Here is a 17,760-nt window from a genome sequence, read left to right on the forward strand (position 1 = left end):
CTATATAACACACCTGATTTACCGTCAATATATTTTTCTTATAATCTGTAAATTTTCAATAGTCTAAAATTTAGTTATGGTGCCTGACACCACTTAAACAAGAAAAAAGCACCTGCAATCGCAGATGCTTTTTCCCATGTTTTCGTATTAATTCACTGGCCAGATTGAGTCTGCCCATTCTGGGTGGTCGATAAATGGATTGCGATTGCCTTGAATGGATTCGATGACATCATTGCGATGTTTTTCAAAAGCATCCGGTGGATCCATTTTGCTCCATTGGAGGAGAACGGATTTCTTGCCATGGAATGGTGTTGGGTACGTATTGACTTTGTCAGCAAGCTCAAGATTAAGCTCACCGCCATCCCCTTCATAGCGAACATCCATATACATTAGCATTCTGGCAATGTCACCTTTCACACGGTTAGGCGGCTCAAAAGAATCACTGTCGTAATAACAATCAGCGCACTCACCTTGAGACTTGCCGCCAATATCAAAATCCAAATGGCCGCGTGTGCTATTTACAGAGGCGTCAGTTGGACGTAAATGGTGGATATCCGTTCCAGGTCCAACGCTTGTGCCAAAATTACCATGGGATTTCGCCCATACATGCTCACGATTCCAATCATTTACACCTGAACCGAACGTTGTTTTTGCTTGCGAACGGCCTGTGTAAAGAAGGATAACATTATTTGTATTCGCAGGGTCTTCATCGGTTTTCTTTAATGCTTCGGTTACTTGTGCATACGTTAATTTTGTTTGCGTTTTAATAATTGAGTGTAAAGCAAGTTTTAGGTCCGCACCTGTTTTTCCAGCAGCCGTTTGATAATAGGCTTCGACTGTATTAGCTGGCACTGCCGTTACTGTGATAGTAAAGGACCCACTAACGGTTCTTGTTCCATCATTGGCAGTTACAGTCACATTAATGGTCCCTTCTAAAGGAGTTTGCACGGTTAATGTCGCTCCTTGGACCGTGCCTGCAGTAGTTGTGTACGTTAAAGGATCTCCATCTGGGTCGGCAAAATAACTGCTTAAATTTACAGAAACGGGAGTGCCGACTTGAACGGAAACATTCGGCAACGCTTTAGTTACAACGGGCGCTTGATTCACTTTTGGCGGCGCAGCGATGGGTGACGGTAGAACCAAACCGTCCACATTGGTGAATTTAATGGCTGATGTATCTACACCGTCTTTCACTGTCCACTTTTGAACCTGCTCAATGCCTCTAATTTGGCTGATATTCTCATTATCAATAACTACTTCTTTCACCACAAGGCCGCCAAAATCTATCACTGCACCTGGTGCTGTCGGGCTAAGGGTAATCACTGTGTTCTTTAAGCCTTCTCCCTTAAGTTTAGCGTAAGAACTTTTAATGACAATCCCCTCTGTAATGATGGAATCCGCACTAACGGTAATGTCAGCTCCTACATTGTTTACCGTTAACTTCTTCGTTTTAAAGCCGTTTAAGTTGTAAACTTTGGTTGATGCTGGCGGTGTTACTGGTGGTAAAACTTCACCAGCCGCTTTTAACTGCGTTTGGATAATAATTGGATCATGGTCACTTGCACGTCCATGCTCCTCCATGAAACCTGAGTTAATGTGTAAAATATCGACAGAAGTATTTGCAACCATATTGTTGGTCACTAAGACTTGGTCTAATTCCTGAGCATTCCCTTGGTAGGAATAATTGTAACGCTCATCCGCAGGAACTTTATCAACCATGTTCGTTAATTCATTTCCTTTGGCGATTTCTAATGTTTTCGTGAATTCGAAATCATTAAAGTCACCTAATAACACCACGTTGGCGTTTGCATCTTTTGCCTTAACATCTTTAACGAAGTTATTGACAATCGCTGCGATCTTATGACGTTGAACTTCACTGCTTAATACTGGCGGCTGTGTTTTACCGAATAACGGTGTATCGCCACCTTTAGAATTAAAGTGATTTGCCACCACGATGACGTTTTGTCCTTGGAAATCAAATTGAGCAGCAAGTGGTTTACGGCTTGAATTAAACGCAGCGTTAGTTGGATCAATACGGCCTGGGTTTAACGTAAGTTTGCCATTTTCATAGCGCACTGCTTGGGTTGATGTTCCTTTTGGCGCACCTGCAGTTAACGAAACGCGAGTTTTATTGTAAAGGAAGGCAACGCGAATATTTCCACCTGGTGCACCGCCATCTTGATTATTGACTGGTGTGATCTCTGTATAAGCATACGTTGGTCCGCCCAGAGTAACGACCTTATCAATAATTTTTTGGGCACTTTGTGCTCCATCAACTGTACCATTATCAGTTTCGCCATTGTTATCTTGGATTTCGTTTAAGCCGATAATGTCAGGATTTTTCATCTTATTGACAATAGCATCAGCAATTTTTGTTACCTTTGCATCTGGAGTAGTGGTTGAGAAGTTCTCAACGTTGTACGTCCCAATCGTTAATTTATCAGATGCTGGGGTAATTTTTGTTGCCGGACGAACGATTGGTGTTTCTGTTAAGGTTGGAAGACTTGATTCTTGCGTCATCAATTTATAGTTGCTGTAACCGTAGTTCACAACACCCTTAATAGAACCCGTAAAGAAGTCACCCATTTTTGCCCGGTATGATTTATTAGCAGTTGAACCATTTCTAACATCAACCCCAATACGATCTGGGTTTGTGTCAGTAGCTGTAATACGTAGACCTCCCGGATTCACGTTTGTTGGATAGTTTTTAGGAACAACCCAAACTAAGCCGTCTTTTTGAAGGGCAATCACTTTCCCGTCGTCTACCTGTGCATACATCCCTTCAATACTTTCCCAGAAATCAATCGCATCTTCCTCTGGATCAAAGGCAGCAAATTGGTCATTATCAATGATTTCTGTTGGAGCAATTCGGTCAACACCAAGTTTAATTGGCGCTGGCAGTGGGGCTGTACCATTCTTGGTAATTGTTGTCGCTTCAATTTCAGTAATCGTTAAGTCAGTAGTTGTTTTCTCAGCAAATCCTTCGCCATAGAACTCGGTTACTTTCCCTGATACTTTCACTCGGTCACCTATGGCTACACCGTGAGCAGATTTGAAAACAAGAATCCCATCAGACGTGCTATTATCACCGTCACCCACTAGATCTTGGATGAAGAAACGGCTTGTACCATCAATATACGTAACGACACCTTCTACATCCGTTACGGTTTTACCAGCAAATAGTGAGTTGTGCGATTTGCCTTGGATATCATAGATGTGAATGGCGCCATCTTGAATCACATAATCAAAAGTTGCAACCGCACTATTTGTCAAACCCTCTTTAACAGCAACTGCTTTAATCGTGGTTGCTTTAGAAATAACAATTGGTTGTGTAAACACGGGGCTTGCAGTTGTTGGTTCACTTCCGTCGAGCGTGTAGTGAATGGCCGCCCCAGCAGTACCTGTTGCTAAGCTGACCGTTGTCCCTGCCGTTACTAATCCAGCACCTGGAGTAGCGACAACAGCTTGAACAATACTAGAATCTAGTAAAATATCGCCGTCGTTCCGAGGAATTAATTGGTAAACGCCATTAAAGGCACTTAGAACTCCGGTAATCGCTTCATAGGTTGTACCTGTCGCAATCATCGTTGCACTTGGCGGACGAACTTGGAAGCTTGTTCCTTCCGCATCTGTTACTGTGTAGTTTCCACCAGAGAATGCTCCGACTGTTGCATTTTTAACGGTTACTAGTTTCGCTTCTTTGCTTTCCACTAACTGAGCAGCAGTTAACACTTCAGCTGCAGGAACCGCTTCTTTCCCGGTCACAATGATGTTTTCATGGTTGGCTTCGATTTCAAGCAAGGTGGAGAATTCAGTTAATTTACCAGAAACGGTAATTTTATCTCCTGGTTGAATCGTCGTGCTATCTGTTGGTGTATAAGCGACGATTCCAGCTGTTGCATCCTGGAAATAAATCGCTCTGCCTAGTACAGCTGTAACTACACCACTCGTTTGAACGTTAGATTGTAATGCTGCTGCTCTAACTTCAGCAATCGTACTTGCTTGTAAAACCGTATAAGCAAACGTTGACACATCGCTGTTTTCTAAGTCCACTTTGACAGCAATCGCTTTGATAGTCGTGTCGGCACTAATTTTAATCGGTGCTGTGTACTCTGTGCTTGAAACGGTTGGTGTAGAACCGTCGGTTGTGTAGTAAATTTTCGCACTAGCGGTTGCGGTTGCTAAAGATACCAAGGTTCCTTCTGCAACTGCACCTGCAGCAGGTGAAAACGTTACGTTTGCAACCTTCGTTTCTACCGGCGTCGAACCGCCATCCATGGTATGGGCCCCAAGGTTTGTAAACACATTAAGACCTAAGTTATCCCATTCCGTTGCTGGGTCAAAGGGATCGCTTGGATTAGTATCGCCAGCAGTAACGGAACTTTTTCGAACAATGGTTTGGTCCATTGTTTTGACAGTGCTTCCCCAAGCAGTACCTGGGTCAAATCCAACTTGTCCGATGACATCAATAATCGTCCCGTTATGTTTTAAAACAACGGCATCATCACCATTCCAGTTGATCACTGATTTTCCAGTATCCAATAAATTGGTCTTTGCCACGATAGCCGGATCAGCGTCACTTCGTGAAATAACAAATGTTGATCCACTTGTAAGTGTTGCTGATGGATCAGTGGATAAAGCCATTTTAAAAGTAGTTGTTGATGCACCATTACTATAATGTTCGAGTGTATATTCACTTAATTTAACAGGAGCACCTGTCCCATTATAAAGTTCAAGTGCTTTGTTAAAGCCGGTGCCTTCAATATATTCAGAGATAAATAGATCCGTAGCGTTTGTAGCAGCAATGGCCGATTTCATATAGTAATTTGGGAATACCATACTTATAAGCAAAATGGCTATAAGGATAATATTAAGATTCTTTTTGTTCTTTCTAGACAAATACTTGCACCTCCTGGTTCGGTTGGGTGAATATTTGAACCTATTTTTTTAGGTGTAAATCCCTCCAGTTTTTTCTTGCTGGAGGAATTTACGTTTTAATTAATCTTCAAAAATCGTATCGCCTTCTACAGTTACGTTAGAAAGTTCAACACCATTGTTACCCTTTAAGGTAAGGTTTCCTTTAACAGTTGCGTACTCAAGCTTAGCTACACCTGTTACATCTACAACAACATTTCCAAAGTATACCTTTGGAGCCGCTGCCGTACCGCTGAACGAAGCAGCAGGAACAACTTGTGGAGCTACGTTAATAATACGTCCTTCAACTTGAGGATTAACCGTTTTGTTTGGTTGTGCCTCAATGTAGTCTCTGAACATTTCCCAGTCCACAAATCCCGGTTCACTTACACGGCCTTCTGCGTAAGCTTTGGCAAACATGGTGTATCCGTCTCCACCTTTTGCAGTAAAGATGTTCGTAGCAACAAAGTAGTTTTTAGTCAGATCTAAAGCTGTATAGCTTCCATCTTGACTTTTTACTTCAATGGTTTGAACTTTAGATCCAACTGGTTTCGTGCTGTCATAAGTAAACTTCAAGCCTGAAACCTGTAAGAATCCGCCAAATGCTGCCGGTGCATCCTTCACACTATACTCAAGTGCTGTTTTAATTTCATCACCTTTTAAGTCCATGATGCCTAAAGCATTCCCGAATGGAAGGACGGTGAATACATTAGCTAACGTAATGTTTCCAGCAGGTAAAGTTACACGAACTCCGCCACCATTTTGAAGAGCAATCAATGTATTCGGGTTGATTGTTTTTGCTTTTGCAAGCATACCGTCAGCAACGAAGTTACCAAGGTTTGTTTCCCCTACACGTGCAGGTGGATTTCCTCCAACCAATGGAACAGCGGCTGTACCAACTACAGTAGCTTTCTTCGCATCAATGGCTGGTTTATATTTTGTGTTTAAGATGTTCGCAACAGCTGCATCTTCCGTGAAAGTTGCAATATCAAGCAATTTGCCAGTTGTTTCAGGAACGATTACTTTACCTGACGCATCAAATGTAACATCCACTGTGCCAAGATACTTATTGTATTCGTTGGCTGAAACGATAGCAGTTGGCTCATCGCCAGTTGTATCAAAGAAAGGCGCATCAAGTTTCGTATGAGAGTGACCTCCAACAATGACGTCAATTCCTTCAACTGCCGCAGCTAATTGTTGGTCATTATCCCATACAAGTGAATCATCAAAACCAATATGTGTTAACGCAATGATTTTGTTAACGCCTTGTGCTTTTAAGGCATCAACTGATTTTTGTGCTTCTTCGATATAATTTTCGAATGCCACACCTGCTCCAGGACTCGAAATCGTCTCAGTTTCAGCAGTTGTTAATCCAAAAATACCAATTTTTTCACCATTTACAACTTTGATAATACCGTTGTAAATTTCACCGCCCACAGGACTAGCTGTTGTTACATCGTTGTGGAAACGGGATTGTAAATTAGCATCTTTTGCAAAGTTTACGTTTGCACTGACAAACGGGAAGTCCGCTGCTTTTACAAAGTTGGCTAATGTTTCAGTCCCTAGGTCGAACTCATGGTTACCAAAGGTCATCGCATCATAGCCAGCTAGTTCCATAAACTCTAAATCTGCTAAACCTTTATACTCGTTGAAATACAATGTTCCAGAGAACACGTCACCTGCATCAAGTAATAACGCATCAGGCTTCGTTGCTCGTACCGACTTAATCGCGGTCATCTTTTTCGCAACATTATCAAGGTTTGCGTGTGTATCATTTGTGTGCATTAAATTTAGCGTGAATTTCTTGTCAGCTTGTCCAGCCAATACGTCGATATTGAATTCTGTGATGCCCTCGACTGTGAATTCTTTTTGTAGACTATACCAGTGGTTTTCTGTACCAATCCAAATACCTTCTAGTACATAGCTTCCATTAGGTAAGGTTGTGCTGTATTTTCCATTAGCGTCTGTCGTGATGTCGTACCATTTCACTTCACCAGCTGTTGTGTGAACACTGAACACAACGTTTGGTAATGCTTCAGTACCTTTTTTCACCACACCTGTTACATTTGGAGAAATGACACCTGTTCCGTCTTTAAGAACATCAATATTCAACACGAGTGTGCCGGCAACTGTAAAGTCCTTTTTAAGTTCGAACCATTTTTTATCGACACTGTCCCAAACTCCGTCAATGGTGTATGAACCATCAGCAAGTTTGAAGGCAAATTTTCCATCTGCGTCTGTTTTCACATCGACCCATTTCAAATCACCAGCAGCAGTACGAATGCTAAATACGGTATCATTTAATGCTTTTGTTCCTTTAGTCAGTGTTCCTGTTACGTTGAAAACGCCAGAGATATCAAGTTGTAATTCTGTTGCGCCCTCAAGTTTGCCATCTTTAACTGTGAACGTTTTATTCAGTTCATACCATTTTCCAGCTGCCGCGTCCCAAATACCATCAACTTGGTAGCCTCCATCAGGTAATTTGAAGTTGAATTTACCGTTTTTATCTGTTCGGGCATCATACCATTTTCCAGCTGTACTATGTACACTAAATGGAAGTTGCGCCAATACTTGTGAACCATTTTTTACAGTTCCTGATACATTCCATGTACCTTCAACTGGATTTAATGCGTCAAATTCTAATTCGTGTAAGCCATCTACTAAACCATCTTTAATCGTGACGGTTTTGCCTAGGGGATACCATGTTGGTGCAACCCATAGACCTTCGATTTTGTACGTACCATCTGCTAGATTGTGAGTAAAGACTCCATTCTCATTAGATGTGAAATCATGCCATACACCGGTAGTTGTATCACGAAGGCTGAAAGTGATATTAGCCAGCGGCTCATCTCCCAAGACAATCTTCCCTTGACCTGGAACTGCACCTGGATCTGGTTGAGGAGTTGTGGCTTGAGCCTCACCATTGAACTCGATTAAGCCCATTCGGCTTGTACCGCCAGAAGCAATCGGGCTGCCATTTATCGCAGTTTCTGAGGATTTTAGCCATCTAACATTGACTACGTCCTTATCATTTACTTCGCTAGGAAGTGCTAGGTTTGTTAAAACACCACTAGTCCAGTTATTACCTACTGTTACAGCAGCACCTGGAACATCAACCCAGTTCGTATTATCTAAACTATATTGAACCTTGAAATCTCTTGGTCCTGTATTTGATCCAAATTGTTTTGAGGATAGAGTGATATTTTGATAGCCTTTTGTGGAAATTGCTACCTTCCAAAATGCAGGATTAGCCGTCCAAGGAGTAGCGTTTGGAACTTGCACTCCAGTTGTAGGTCCTGCAACATAGGTTGCGGAGATTGTTGTGCCTGTTGCAGACAATGTTTTATCAAGGTTAGCTTCTGTACCCGAAGTTGCTACTAACTTATTCGTTGTACTGCTGAAGTCCCACTTCGCCAACGATACCGTCTCTGTAGCAGCGCTTACACTCGACGGTAATACCATCGCTAACAGCAAAATAGCTGTAAGTGCCAGGCTCATCCACTTCTTCGACCTGTTTACTAAATTAGTCACAGATAAAATCCCTCCAATATTAATGTTTAAATATTATGAGTAGTCTTCTAAGTTGCAAAACTTCCAGACTTTCCCTCACTTTCCATTAGGTATTAATTACTACCACTATTGTATAACGTCTGACTTCACAATTCTACATATTTTGGGAATCTATAAATAATTCTGTTATTTATTTCAAAAAGCTTCTTCAAAAAGAGTACTAAGTTACTAGACCTATTTCACTAGGAACTAACCCCCTATGATTGGCTCGTTTATTAATAGTCAAAAAAGAGAGAATAATACCAACACTTTCATTTGAGTTAGAAGCCATCCTCCTATAAAATCAATAATATGAAATACAAATCAGGAGGCCCCTTATGAAATTAAGCAATGAAGAACTGGAAATATTAAAGCTTATTGAAGAAAACCATAAAATATCCGAGGAAACAATTGCCTTAATGGTGATGAGCAGTGAAGAATCGGTTAGAAATACCATAAAAAAACTAGAAGAAGAAAAAGTGATTGTCAGTTATCCGGCACTCATCGATTGGAGCAAAGTTGAAGGACAGGAAAACATCATCGCGATGATTGATGTAAAGGTTACACCAAAGCGTGGCGTGGGATTCGATGAAGTTGCAGAAAGAATTTACCGTTTTCCCGAAGTAACATCGCTATACCTTATGAGTGGTGCCTATGATTTGTCGATCACCATTGAAGGGCAAACCATGAATCAAATCGCTACCTTTGTATCTGAAAAACTTTCCACGATTGACAATGTCATCTCGACCACGACGCATTTCATGCTAAAGAAATACAAACATGATGGGGTAATTTTTGGCAGTGGTGATGATAAAGACCGGAGAATGGTGATTACACCATGAAAAAGGAGTATTCGCACTATCTTTCAGATACCGCTCGAGAATTAAAGCCCTCTGGGATCAGGAAATTTTTTGACCTGGCAGCCGGCATGAAAGACGTTATATCGTTAGGGGTTGGCGAACCAGACTTTATTACACCCTGGAACATTCGCGAGGCAGCCATTTTATCGATGGAACAAGGCGATACCGCCTATACCGCGAACCCAGGACTATTAGAATTACGTCAGGAAATTTCTAATTATCTTGGTACAAGATTTGCTGTTAATTATGATCCAAAAAATCAAATCATCGTCACGGTCGGCGCTAGTCAGGCAATTGATTTAGCCTTCCGTGCCATTTTAAACCAAGGCGATGAAGTACTGATTGTTGAACCTGCGTTCGTTTCTTACGCTCCCTTGGTGGCCATTGCCGGCGGGACACCCGTCGCTATCTCCACCTCACCGGACAATGGGTTTAAATTAACCCCGAAACAATTAGAAGAAGCGATTACGGAAAAAACAAAGGCCATCTTGTTTTGTTCTCCAAACAATCCAACAGGCAGTACCTTAAACCATGAGGAGCTTAGGGAAATTGCTGCAATTGTTGAAAAGTATGATTTAATCGTCGTCTCCGACGAGATATACGCAGAGTTAAGCTACGAAGAAACCTATTCCAGCTTCGCGGCGATTGAAGGTATGTACGAGCGGACAATTTTGATCAATGGATTCTCGAAAGGTTTTGCGATGACCGGCTGGCGCTTAGGGATGCTCGCTGCTCCTAAGGAATTTGTCGAGGTCATGCTGAAAATTTTCCAATACACGACCATGTGTGCACCAACTATGCTCCAATACGGAGCCATCGAAGCACTTAGGAACACCTTTCATGAAGTAGAAGCGATGAAACGAAGTTATCGAATGAGACGAAACTTTGTTGTGCATACATTGAATAAAATCGGCTTAGATTGCCATACACCTGGAGGAGCCTTCTATGTCTTCCCTTCAATCAAGGTAACCGGACTCAGCTCCGAACAATTTGCTGAAGAACTATTAATGAAGGAAAAGGTTGCCGTCGTACCTGGCAATGTGTTTGGGGAAAGCGGTGAAGGATACATTCGCTGCTCGTACGCAGCCTCAATGCCGCAGCTGCAAGAAGCCCTAAAAAGAATCCAGCACTTCCTTGAATCAAAGGGCATCTTTGCTGAAAAACAAAGAGAAGAAGTAAGATAAGACCAATAAACCCCAGTAGAGAAAGAGCCCAATTCTGACAGTGCCAGCTCCAGAAATTGGGCTTTTTCTATGCTTTACTGGTGCCTGACACCAGTTGTTTTGATGGTGACTGACACCCTTCATCTTGATGGTGCCTGACACCCACTTTTTGTGACCGACCTACGGATTATGCTAAAATACTCGGGTGAAATGGAAAAAAAGGGGTGATGTACTTGCGGTCCTTAACAAAGGATTTTTTTAATAGAAAGAGTATGAACGCTACTACCAATCGAGAGTTTATTAATCATAACTATGCAGAATTTTATGAGCGAATTAAGCTCGTTTCTTATATGTTAATTTTCACCTATCCCTGTTTTTTCATCGTTGACTTTATCCTTTTCAATAACCTAAGCAATCCTACGTTCAAATTCATTCTTTCAGCCGTTCACATCACAGGACTTGTTATCTCTCTTATCTTTCTATGCATTTATCATTATTACAAAAATATTTCTAAGGGTTTCGTCGTGACTAGCTATATCCTTTTCTATTTATTAATTGGTGCCGTTTCTTCTATTAATAGTCAGTTATTTACCGGAAATATCTACGCCTATATTATTATTTTATTAGGTGTTTCCGTATTCCTGCCGATCCAACCAAGACATCTGTTGAACCTATATTTTGGGATACATATCTGCTTCTTAACGGGTTTATATCTGATTGAAGAGGAACACTTCCCGTTTTTATCCAAGTTGATTAATTCGACCGGTACTGTTGTCATTTCTTTCTTGATTGCTCTATCATTCTATACATTTCGTAACAATGATTTTTTAAACAAAATGAAACTACGAAGGAATGAGGAAAATTTCAGGCGATTATTCAATCTAAACCCGAATCCACTCATTCTTACCAAGTTGCATACTGATGAAATTTTATTGATGAATAAACACGCAATGGAATACTACCAACTCGAAAATAATGAGGCGGCGCAAATAGATGGAAAGTTCTTGTTTCAAAAACCAGAGGAAAAACTTGATATCCTGAAGCGTCTAATCGAGCAGCAAAGTATTAAAAACTATGTAATGGAGCAGCAAATTACGGCTGATATCATGAAATGGGTGATACTGAGTTTAGAATTGGTAGATTACTTGGATGAACCTTGTATCTTGATCGGGGCCACTGACATCACAGATCTGAAAAAAAATGAGGAAGAGCTTTATAAACATGCTTCGGTTGACATGCTCACTGGGGTGTTAAACCGAAGAAGCGGGATGGAAATCCTTAATCAGCAATTATCCGGCGGTTCGGATGCTCACGAATTCATCATTTGCTATATTGATATTAACGATTTGAAAAAGACAAATGATCGATTCGGTCATTCGACTGGAGATGACCTCATTAAAACGTGCTGCGACACGATCAACCATCATATCATTGATGAAGATATCTTATTCCGCTTAGGAGGGGATGAATTTATCATTGTCTTCTTTCAAAAGAATATGGGTGAAGTGCAGGAGTTGATGAAAACAATTAAGCATGGTTTCGAAGAGATCAATGAAACGGAGCGAAAGCCTTATTCCATCTCCGCAAGTTACGGGTTTTATCACTATAAACCTGGTACTGTCATTTCGCTTGAAAAAATCCTCGAAATGGCAGACCAGGAGATGTATAAGGAAAAGTTAGTTCATAAAAATATACTGCCGAGTGCAACAACCTTCCCTATCGTGAAAAAACATTCATACTATAGCTAAGAAGAACCACATTTGTGCCCATAGCATGCACGGTGTGGTTCTTTTTTCAATGTTGCCTCCGTTTGTTTTAGGGTGTCAGGCACCAGGATAATTGTTACGAAAAATAAACAAAATAAGAAGTACATCTTGAAATATTAGCTAAAAACGAATAATATAGTTTAGTCTTATTAAAATGTTCGTATTTTGGAGGAACAGCTATGTTTAAACTAAAAGAAAATCATACAATACAAAGACGGAACTGCTTGCAGGGATTACAACCTTTTTTACCATGGTCTATATTGTCGTAGTAAATCCAGTCATTCTCGCCGACGCAGGGGTTCCGTTCGGGCAAGTGTTCACAGCGACAATCATTGCCGCAGTCGTCGCAACACTTTGGATGGCACTTTTTGCAAATTATCCAATCGCTATTGCCCCAGGAATGGGACTCAACGCATATTTTGCTTATTCTGTTGTAGGCGGCCATCAGGGGATAACCTACCACACTGCCTTTGCTGCTGTTTTTGTAGCTGGTGTTATCTTTGTCATCTTATCGTTAACTCCGCTTAGGGAAAAATTAATTGACGCCATCCCGGAAAACCTTAAACACGGGATTACCGCAGGAATAGGGCTTTTTATTGCCTTTATCGGTCTGCGTCTTACAAAAATCATTACAGCACACCCCACTAATCTTGTTGGTCTGGGCGACCTTCATTCCGCTTCTGCACTTTTAGCTCTAGTTGGGCTGGTGATTACACTAGTCTTGATGGTGCTCCGAGTCAATGGTGCGATATTTTTCGGAATGGTCATTACAGGTCTAATCGCTTTCTTTACTGGCCAACTTGAATTCAATCAAGGTTTTATGTCGCTGCCTACTCTGCCAGAGGGTCTAATTATTACGAATCCAGTGACAGCACTGACGGATGTGATTCAGCACAGCCTTTATGCTGTTGTCTTTTCTTTCATTTTAGTGACCATTTTTGATACCACCGGTACGATGATTGGGGTTGCGAACCAAGCCGGTTTAATGAAAGGCGGCAAATTGCCGCGGGCTAGAGAGGCATTACTCGCAGATTCAATTGGTACCGCTGTAGGTGCAATGTTTGGGACGAGCCCGACAACAGCCTATATTGAATCGTCGTCAGGGGTCGCAGCTGGAGGTCGGACTGGTTTAACTTCTCTTACGGTTGCAATCCTGTTCATCTTGTCCGCCTTCTTCGGGCCACTCGTCAGCTCTGTTTCCGGAATTTCTGCGATTACCGCACCGGCGTTAATCATTGTTGGCAGTCTAATGATGGGAAGTATTGCGAAAATCCAATGGAACGAGCTGGATGAAGCCTTCCCTGCTTTTTTGACAGTCCTGAGCATGCCGCTAACATCAAGCATCGCAACAGGGATTGCACTGGGTTTCATCAGTTACCCTCTTTTAAAGGTAGTGAAAGGTAAGTGGCGTGAAATTCATCCATTGCTATACGTATTCGCTGTCCTCTTCTTTATCCAACTTGCATTTTTACAGCATTAACAACAAAAAGAGTGTCAGACACCCATGCGGGATGCCTGACACTCTTTTTATGTTACCTACTTTTTAGGCTGATCAAGTGCTTGGTATGCCAACTGATACTTTCCACCATCTGCCACTTCTGAATGGTACAAAGCTTTTAAGGCCGTATTTTTCTCGAGCCCATGTTCAACCTTCAACTCTTTTAAGCGTGTATGCAATTCTTTATTATCCTTAATTAGCTGCTGCATTTGTGATTTCAAATACTTCATAAGATGATTAACTCCTTTCAGAAACCAAATCCGTTCCCCTAGTATAGCATTAATCAACCATCCCGTATTTATTTTCACTGACTATGTCCTTTTTACCGACTTTCTTCTATATAAAAGGTGAAAGGAGGTGGTTGATAATGGCACAAGCATTACTAGAAGGAACGAAACTTCGTTTGGTTTTCGAGGTTGGCCTGGATGAAGATGGCGAACCGATTCTCCGAGCAAAAACGTTTAGCAATGTGAAAAAAGAAGCTACAGTAGAACAGTTGTCTCAAGCAGCACAGGCCATTACTGTTTTGTGCAAGGACATGCTCAACAAAGTGGAACGAAATGACAGCTCGGAAATTATTGCCTAACAATCACGTAAATAATGAATCGATAGGAGGTGAGAAATATGGCAAAGACCTTGGAATTACAGTTTAGTACAGAGCTTGGAAAAACAGCGAGTTTATCGATTGAAAATCCAAAGGAACCAATTGATGAGGCAGTCCTCAAGCAATCGATGGCCGAGATTATTGCATCTACAATATTCACTACGACAAGCGGAAAGTTTGTAACTGCAAAAGGGGCAAGAGTTGTCGACCGAAATGTGATTGAATATGAACTTATTTAATAACGGAGAGGCCGATTCCCCTTAGGGACGGCCTTTTTTTACAAAGGAGGTGACAAAAATGGACCAACTCATTCCAATCATCAGCGAGGTTGGCTTCCCCATCGTCGTGACCCTTTATCTGCTTTACCGTATTGAGTCTAAGCTTGATATGGTCGTCACCTCGATCCAGAATCTTCCTGACCGGATGAAGGAACGAACATAAAAATGGAGGGGGCTCTTTTTTACCCTAAGGCTGCTGTAATTTCTGGGCCGGTTTATTTAGCCCCCTCTTTCTTACCGAAAATCAGTTCTGCTGCAGGTTCGGTAACAAAGAATAGCAACGGTTGGGATACCTGTCATCAATTACTGACAAGCACCAGCACATAGGTTATCCATATTTACATAGCATGTATATATAATCAATTTTAGGAAATGGAGAGGATGAAATGAAGCTTTATTTAGATCCAGGTCATGGCGGACAAGACCCTGGCGCCCAAGGACATGGATTAGTTGAAAAGGATATGACATTAGCGATAGCGCTGAAAATACGGTCCATTTTACAAAATGATTATGAAAACATTGACATAAAAATGAGCAGGAGCAGCGATACAACCAAAAGCTTAGACCAACGAACTAGTGAAGCCAATGCTTGGGGTGCCGACTTTTTCTTAGCCATTCACATCAATTCTGGGCCAAGTTCCGCACTAGGTTATGAGGACTTTATTTACAATGGCTTGTCTAACTCTTCTAAGACCGCTCAATATCAAGATATCATCCATGTCGAAGTCATGAAAATGAATCAACTGAAAGACCGCGGCCAAAAACAGGCTAACTTCCATGTATTACGTGAGTCAAATATACCAGCACTTTTATCGGAAAATGGATTTATCAGTAACGACCATGACTCCGCGCTAATGAAACAATCTTCTTGGATCCAAAAAGTAGCACAAGGTCACGCCAATGGAATTGCCAAAGCCTTTGGCCTCAAGCGTAAACCAAACGACCCACCAAAACCAGATGCCGGGAAACTTTTCAAAGTCATTGCTGGATCATTCAAATCAAAAGAAAATGCGGACGAGCGAGTCGAACAGCTTCAAAAGAAAGGCATCGAGTCATTTATTGATAGCACCAAAATCTCTGGCGAAACATGGTACCGAGTTCAAGCTGGCGCCTTCTCCAGCCGTGAAAACGCCGAAGACCGTTTAGCAGAAGTAAAAAAAGCCGGAATCAAAGACGCCTTTCTCGTTGCAGAATAAACATCCCCCTACAAAAGACCTCCTTTTAACGAACACCAGGAGGTCTTTTGTATGGTTTTTGTCTTTTGTTTGTGGAGATTGAGTCCACTGGATTGGATTTTCCATATGATATAGATAAAAACGTATTTTACATGAAATGGAGGAGTAAGTATGAAGTTATTTATAGATCCAGGTCATGGCGGTGATGATCCCGGTGCACAAGGGAATGGTCTCGATGAAAAAGATATTACCTTAGCCATTGCGCTTAAAATACGAAAAATCATCCTAAATGATTATGAAAATGTCCAAGTTAAGATGAGTCGTACAAGCGATGTCACCAGAAGCTTAGCACAACGCTCAAGTGCCGCTAACGCATGGGACGCTGACTTTTTCTTAGCTATTCACATCAATTCTGCTGACAGTTCCGCCCAAGGATATGAAGATTTTATCTACAATGGGGTATCTAATTCTAGCAAAGCAGCAAAATATCAGGATATCATCCATGCGGAAGTTCTCAAAGTGAATCAGCTGAAAGACCGCGGGCAAAAAAAGGCCAACTTTCATGTCATCAGGGAAACGAAGATGCCTTCTCTTTTAACGGAAAATGGCTTTATCAGTAATAAGCATGATGCCGAACTGATGAAAAGTGCAGCTTGGCAGCAAAAGGTCGCCCAAGGCCATGTCAACGGAATTGCCAAGGCCTTGGGCCTGAAACTTAAAGCAACGAAGGAAACACCTATAACAATGACTGCACCTAAAACATCAACCACACCTAAAGCCACGCAATCCGGCACAAAAACTGTTTACACAGTCTATGTCGGTTCCTATAAATCCAAAGAAAATGCACAAGACAGGGTTACTGAACTGAAGAATAAGAACATTAAATCATCAATTATTACCACAAAAATATCTGGTGCCACCTGGTACCGAGTAAAAGTTGCCACCTATACCACCAACGCCAATGCAGAAAAACGCCTAAAAGAAATCGAAAAAGCAGGCTATGATGATGCATTTATTATTACCGAAAAAACTAGCACAGCGCCACCTAAAACAGAAACCACAAAACCTACATCAACTAGTAAACCTGCAACAAACGCCAGTAAACCAACAACAGCAAAACCCACCACAAGCACGAATTCAAACACAAGTACGAAAGTCAGCACGACTGCAAATCCAAGCACAACTACAAACAACAGTACCAAAGGCAGCACGACTGCGAACCAAGGCACAACTACAAACAGCAGTACCAATCAAATCCCCTTCATAGCGGACCCCGGTAAATTTACGATTTTAGGCCCGACCTTCCTTTCGCCGGAACAAATGAATCAATTTGTGAAAAAGGTCAATCCTAAGGCGCCGGAATTAGGTGCATTTTATCAAACATTTGGAAAATATTACAGAATTCGCGGGGATGTAGCCTTTGCACAAGCCATTCATGAAACAGATTATTTTCGGTTTACTGGAGTCGTTAATCCTGAACAGAACAACTACGCAGGAATTGGAGCAACTGGAGGAGATACTCGCGGTGCAAGCTTTGATAACGCAGAAGAAGGTGTTCTTGCCCAACTTCAGCACTTGTTCGCGTATGCGACAACTAAGCCGCTACCCAATAAATATCCATTAGTTGATCCCCGCTTTCATCTAGTCGACAGGGGATCTGCTCCAACATGGACCGCTTTAAACGGAAAATGGGCTGTTCCAGGTACAACCTATGGGCAATCCATTCTAAGCCTTTATGAAAAAATGATCCACTCAGTATAACGAGCTGGAGACTTCCCCAAACTTCACCCTCATCCCAGATTGTCTTATCCCTCACCAATACGTGGATGGCACCCTGCCATCCACCACTACGAAAAACCTTTTTATCATACAGAAAAGGTCTTTCTTATGCAGTTTGTTGAATTCCTACCGTTTCGGTATAATACCAAAAAAACGAGACAACAATGAAGGGTA

General features: G+C 41.7%; 12 protein-coding genes. 9 read left to right on the forward strand and 3 right to left on the reverse strand.

Annotated features, from left to right (window positions below):
* Nucleotides 1-147: 147 nt before the first annotated feature.
* On the reverse strand, nt 148-4,899 hold the full coding sequence (locus KW850_RS02515; RefSeq protein ID WP_218346005.1) for an endonuclease: 4,752 nt from the start codon (nt 4,897-4,899) through the stop codon (nt 148-150).
* Between the two features lie 99 nt (nt 4,900-4,998).
* Nucleotides 4,999-8,445, reverse strand: coding sequence for a 5'-nucleotidase C-terminal domain-containing protein (locus KW850_RS02520; RefSeq protein WP_308128740.1), 3,447 nt, complete (start codon nt 8,443-8,445; stop codon nt 4,999-5,001).
* 356 nt (nt 8,446-8,801) lie between these two features.
* On the opposite strand from KW850_RS02520, the gene KW850_RS02525 reads away from it, so the two are divergent.
* The 4 genes from KW850_RS02525 (at nt 8,802) to KW850_RS02540 (ending at nt 13,732) form a co-directional block, all read left to right on the forward strand.
* On the forward strand, nt 8,802-9,305 hold the full coding sequence (locus KW850_RS02525) for an Lrp/AsnC family transcriptional regulator (RefSeq protein WP_218346006.1): 504 nt from the start codon (nt 8,802-8,804) through the stop codon (nt 9,303-9,305).
* Complete coding sequence (locus KW850_RS02530; protein ID WP_218346007.1) at nt 9,302-10,507, forward strand: aminotransferase; 1,206 nt, start codon at nt 9,302-9,304, stop codon at nt 10,505-10,507. Before KW850_RS02525 ends, KW850_RS02530 begins: the two co-directional genes overlap by 4 nt.
* A gap of 212 nt (nt 10,508-10,719) precedes the next feature.
* Complete coding sequence (locus KW850_RS02535) at nt 10,720-12,234, forward strand: GGDEF domain-containing protein (RefSeq protein WP_218346008.1); 1,515 nt, start codon at nt 10,720-10,722, stop codon at nt 12,232-12,234.
* 268 nt (nt 12,235-12,502) lie between these two features.
* Nucleotides 12,503-13,732 (forward strand): NCS2 family permease, encoded by a 1,230-nt coding sequence (locus KW850_RS02540; protein ID WP_218346009.1) that lies wholly within the window; start codon nt 12,503-12,505, stop codon nt 13,730-13,732.
* A gap of 56 nt (nt 13,733-13,788) precedes the next feature.
* Here the strand turns inward: KW850_RS02540 and KW850_RS02545 are convergent, their stop codons facing one another.
* A complete protein-coding gene (locus KW850_RS02545) occupies nt 13,789-13,980 on the reverse strand; it encodes a hypothetical protein (protein WP_026564084.1) in 192 nt (63 codons plus the stop codon).
* A gap of 137 nt (nt 13,981-14,117) precedes the next feature.
* On the opposite strand from KW850_RS02545, the gene KW850_RS02550 reads away from it, so the two are divergent.
* From KW850_RS02550 to KW850_RS33075, 5 genes are all read left to right on the forward strand, one after another.
* Nucleotides 14,118-14,336 carry a DUF1659 domain-containing protein gene (locus KW850_RS02550; RefSeq protein ID WP_218346010.1) on the forward strand — a complete coding sequence of 73 codons (219 nt, stop codon included), beginning with the start codon at nt 14,118-14,120 and terminating at the stop codon, nt 14,334-14,336.
* A gap of 38 nt (nt 14,337-14,374) precedes the next feature.
* Nucleotides 14,375-14,593, forward strand: a complete 219-nt coding sequence (locus KW850_RS02555; protein WP_218346011.1) for a DUF2922 domain-containing protein — start codon at nt 14,375-14,377, stop codon at nt 14,591-14,593.
* Nucleotides 14,594-14,651: 58 nt separating this feature from the next.
* Nucleotides 14,652-14,795 carry a YvrJ family protein gene (locus tag KW850_RS02560; protein WP_218346012.1) on the forward strand — a complete coding sequence of 48 codons (144 nt, stop codon included), beginning with the start codon at nt 14,652-14,654 and terminating at the stop codon, nt 14,793-14,795.
* Nucleotides 14,796-15,018: 223 nt separating this feature from the next.
* Nucleotides 15,019-15,828 carry an N-acetylmuramoyl-L-alanine amidase gene (locus KW850_RS02565; RefSeq protein ID WP_218346013.1) on the forward strand — a complete coding sequence of 270 codons (810 nt, stop codon included), beginning with the start codon at nt 15,019-15,021 and terminating at the stop codon, nt 15,826-15,828.
* A gap of 150 nt (nt 15,829-15,978) precedes the next feature.
* Complete coding sequence (locus KW850_RS33075; protein ID WP_256358044.1) at nt 15,979-17,568, forward strand: N-acetylmuramoyl-L-alanine amidase; 1,590 nt, start codon at nt 15,979-15,981, stop codon at nt 17,566-17,568.
* Nucleotides 17,569-17,760: the final 192 nt, after the last annotated feature.

The sequence above is a fragment of the Bacillus sp. sid0103 genome (genome assembly GCF_019219025.1).

Excerpts from the sequence above, each read along its gene's own strand:
- KW850_RS02525 (WP_218346006.1), top strand. The coding sequence starts at position 8,802 with ATGAAATTAAGCAATGAAGAACTGGAAATATTAAAGCTTATTGAAGAA.
- KW850_RS02530 (WP_218346007.1), top strand. The coding sequence starts at position 9,302 with ATGAAAAAGGAGTATTCGCACTATCTTTCAGATACCGCTCGAGAATTA.
- KW850_RS02540 (WP_218346009.1), top strand. The coding sequence starts at position 12,503 with ATGGTCTATATTGTCGTAGTAAATCCAGTCATTCTCGCCGACGCAGGG.
- KW850_RS02545 (WP_026564084.1), bottom strand. The coding sequence starts at position 13,980 with ATGAAGTATTTGAAATCACAAATGCAGCAGCTAATTAAGGATAATAAA.
- KW850_RS02550 (WP_218346010.1), top strand. The coding sequence starts at position 14,118 with ATGGCACAAGCATTACTAGAAGGAACGAAACTTCGTTTGGTTTTCGAG.
- KW850_RS02555 (WP_218346011.1), top strand. The coding sequence starts at position 14,375 with ATGGCAAAGACCTTGGAATTACAGTTTAGTACAGAGCTTGGAAAAACA.
- KW850_RS02560 (WP_218346012.1), top strand. The coding sequence starts at position 14,652 with ATGGACCAACTCATTCCAATCATCAGCGAGGTTGGCTTCCCCATCGTC.
- KW850_RS02565 (WP_218346013.1), top strand. The coding sequence starts at position 15,019 with ATGAAGCTTTATTTAGATCCAGGTCATGGCGGACAAGACCCTGGCGCC.
- KW850_RS33075 (WP_256358044.1), top strand. The coding sequence starts at position 15,979 with ATGAAGTTATTTATAGATCCAGGTCATGGCGGTGATGATCCCGGTGCA.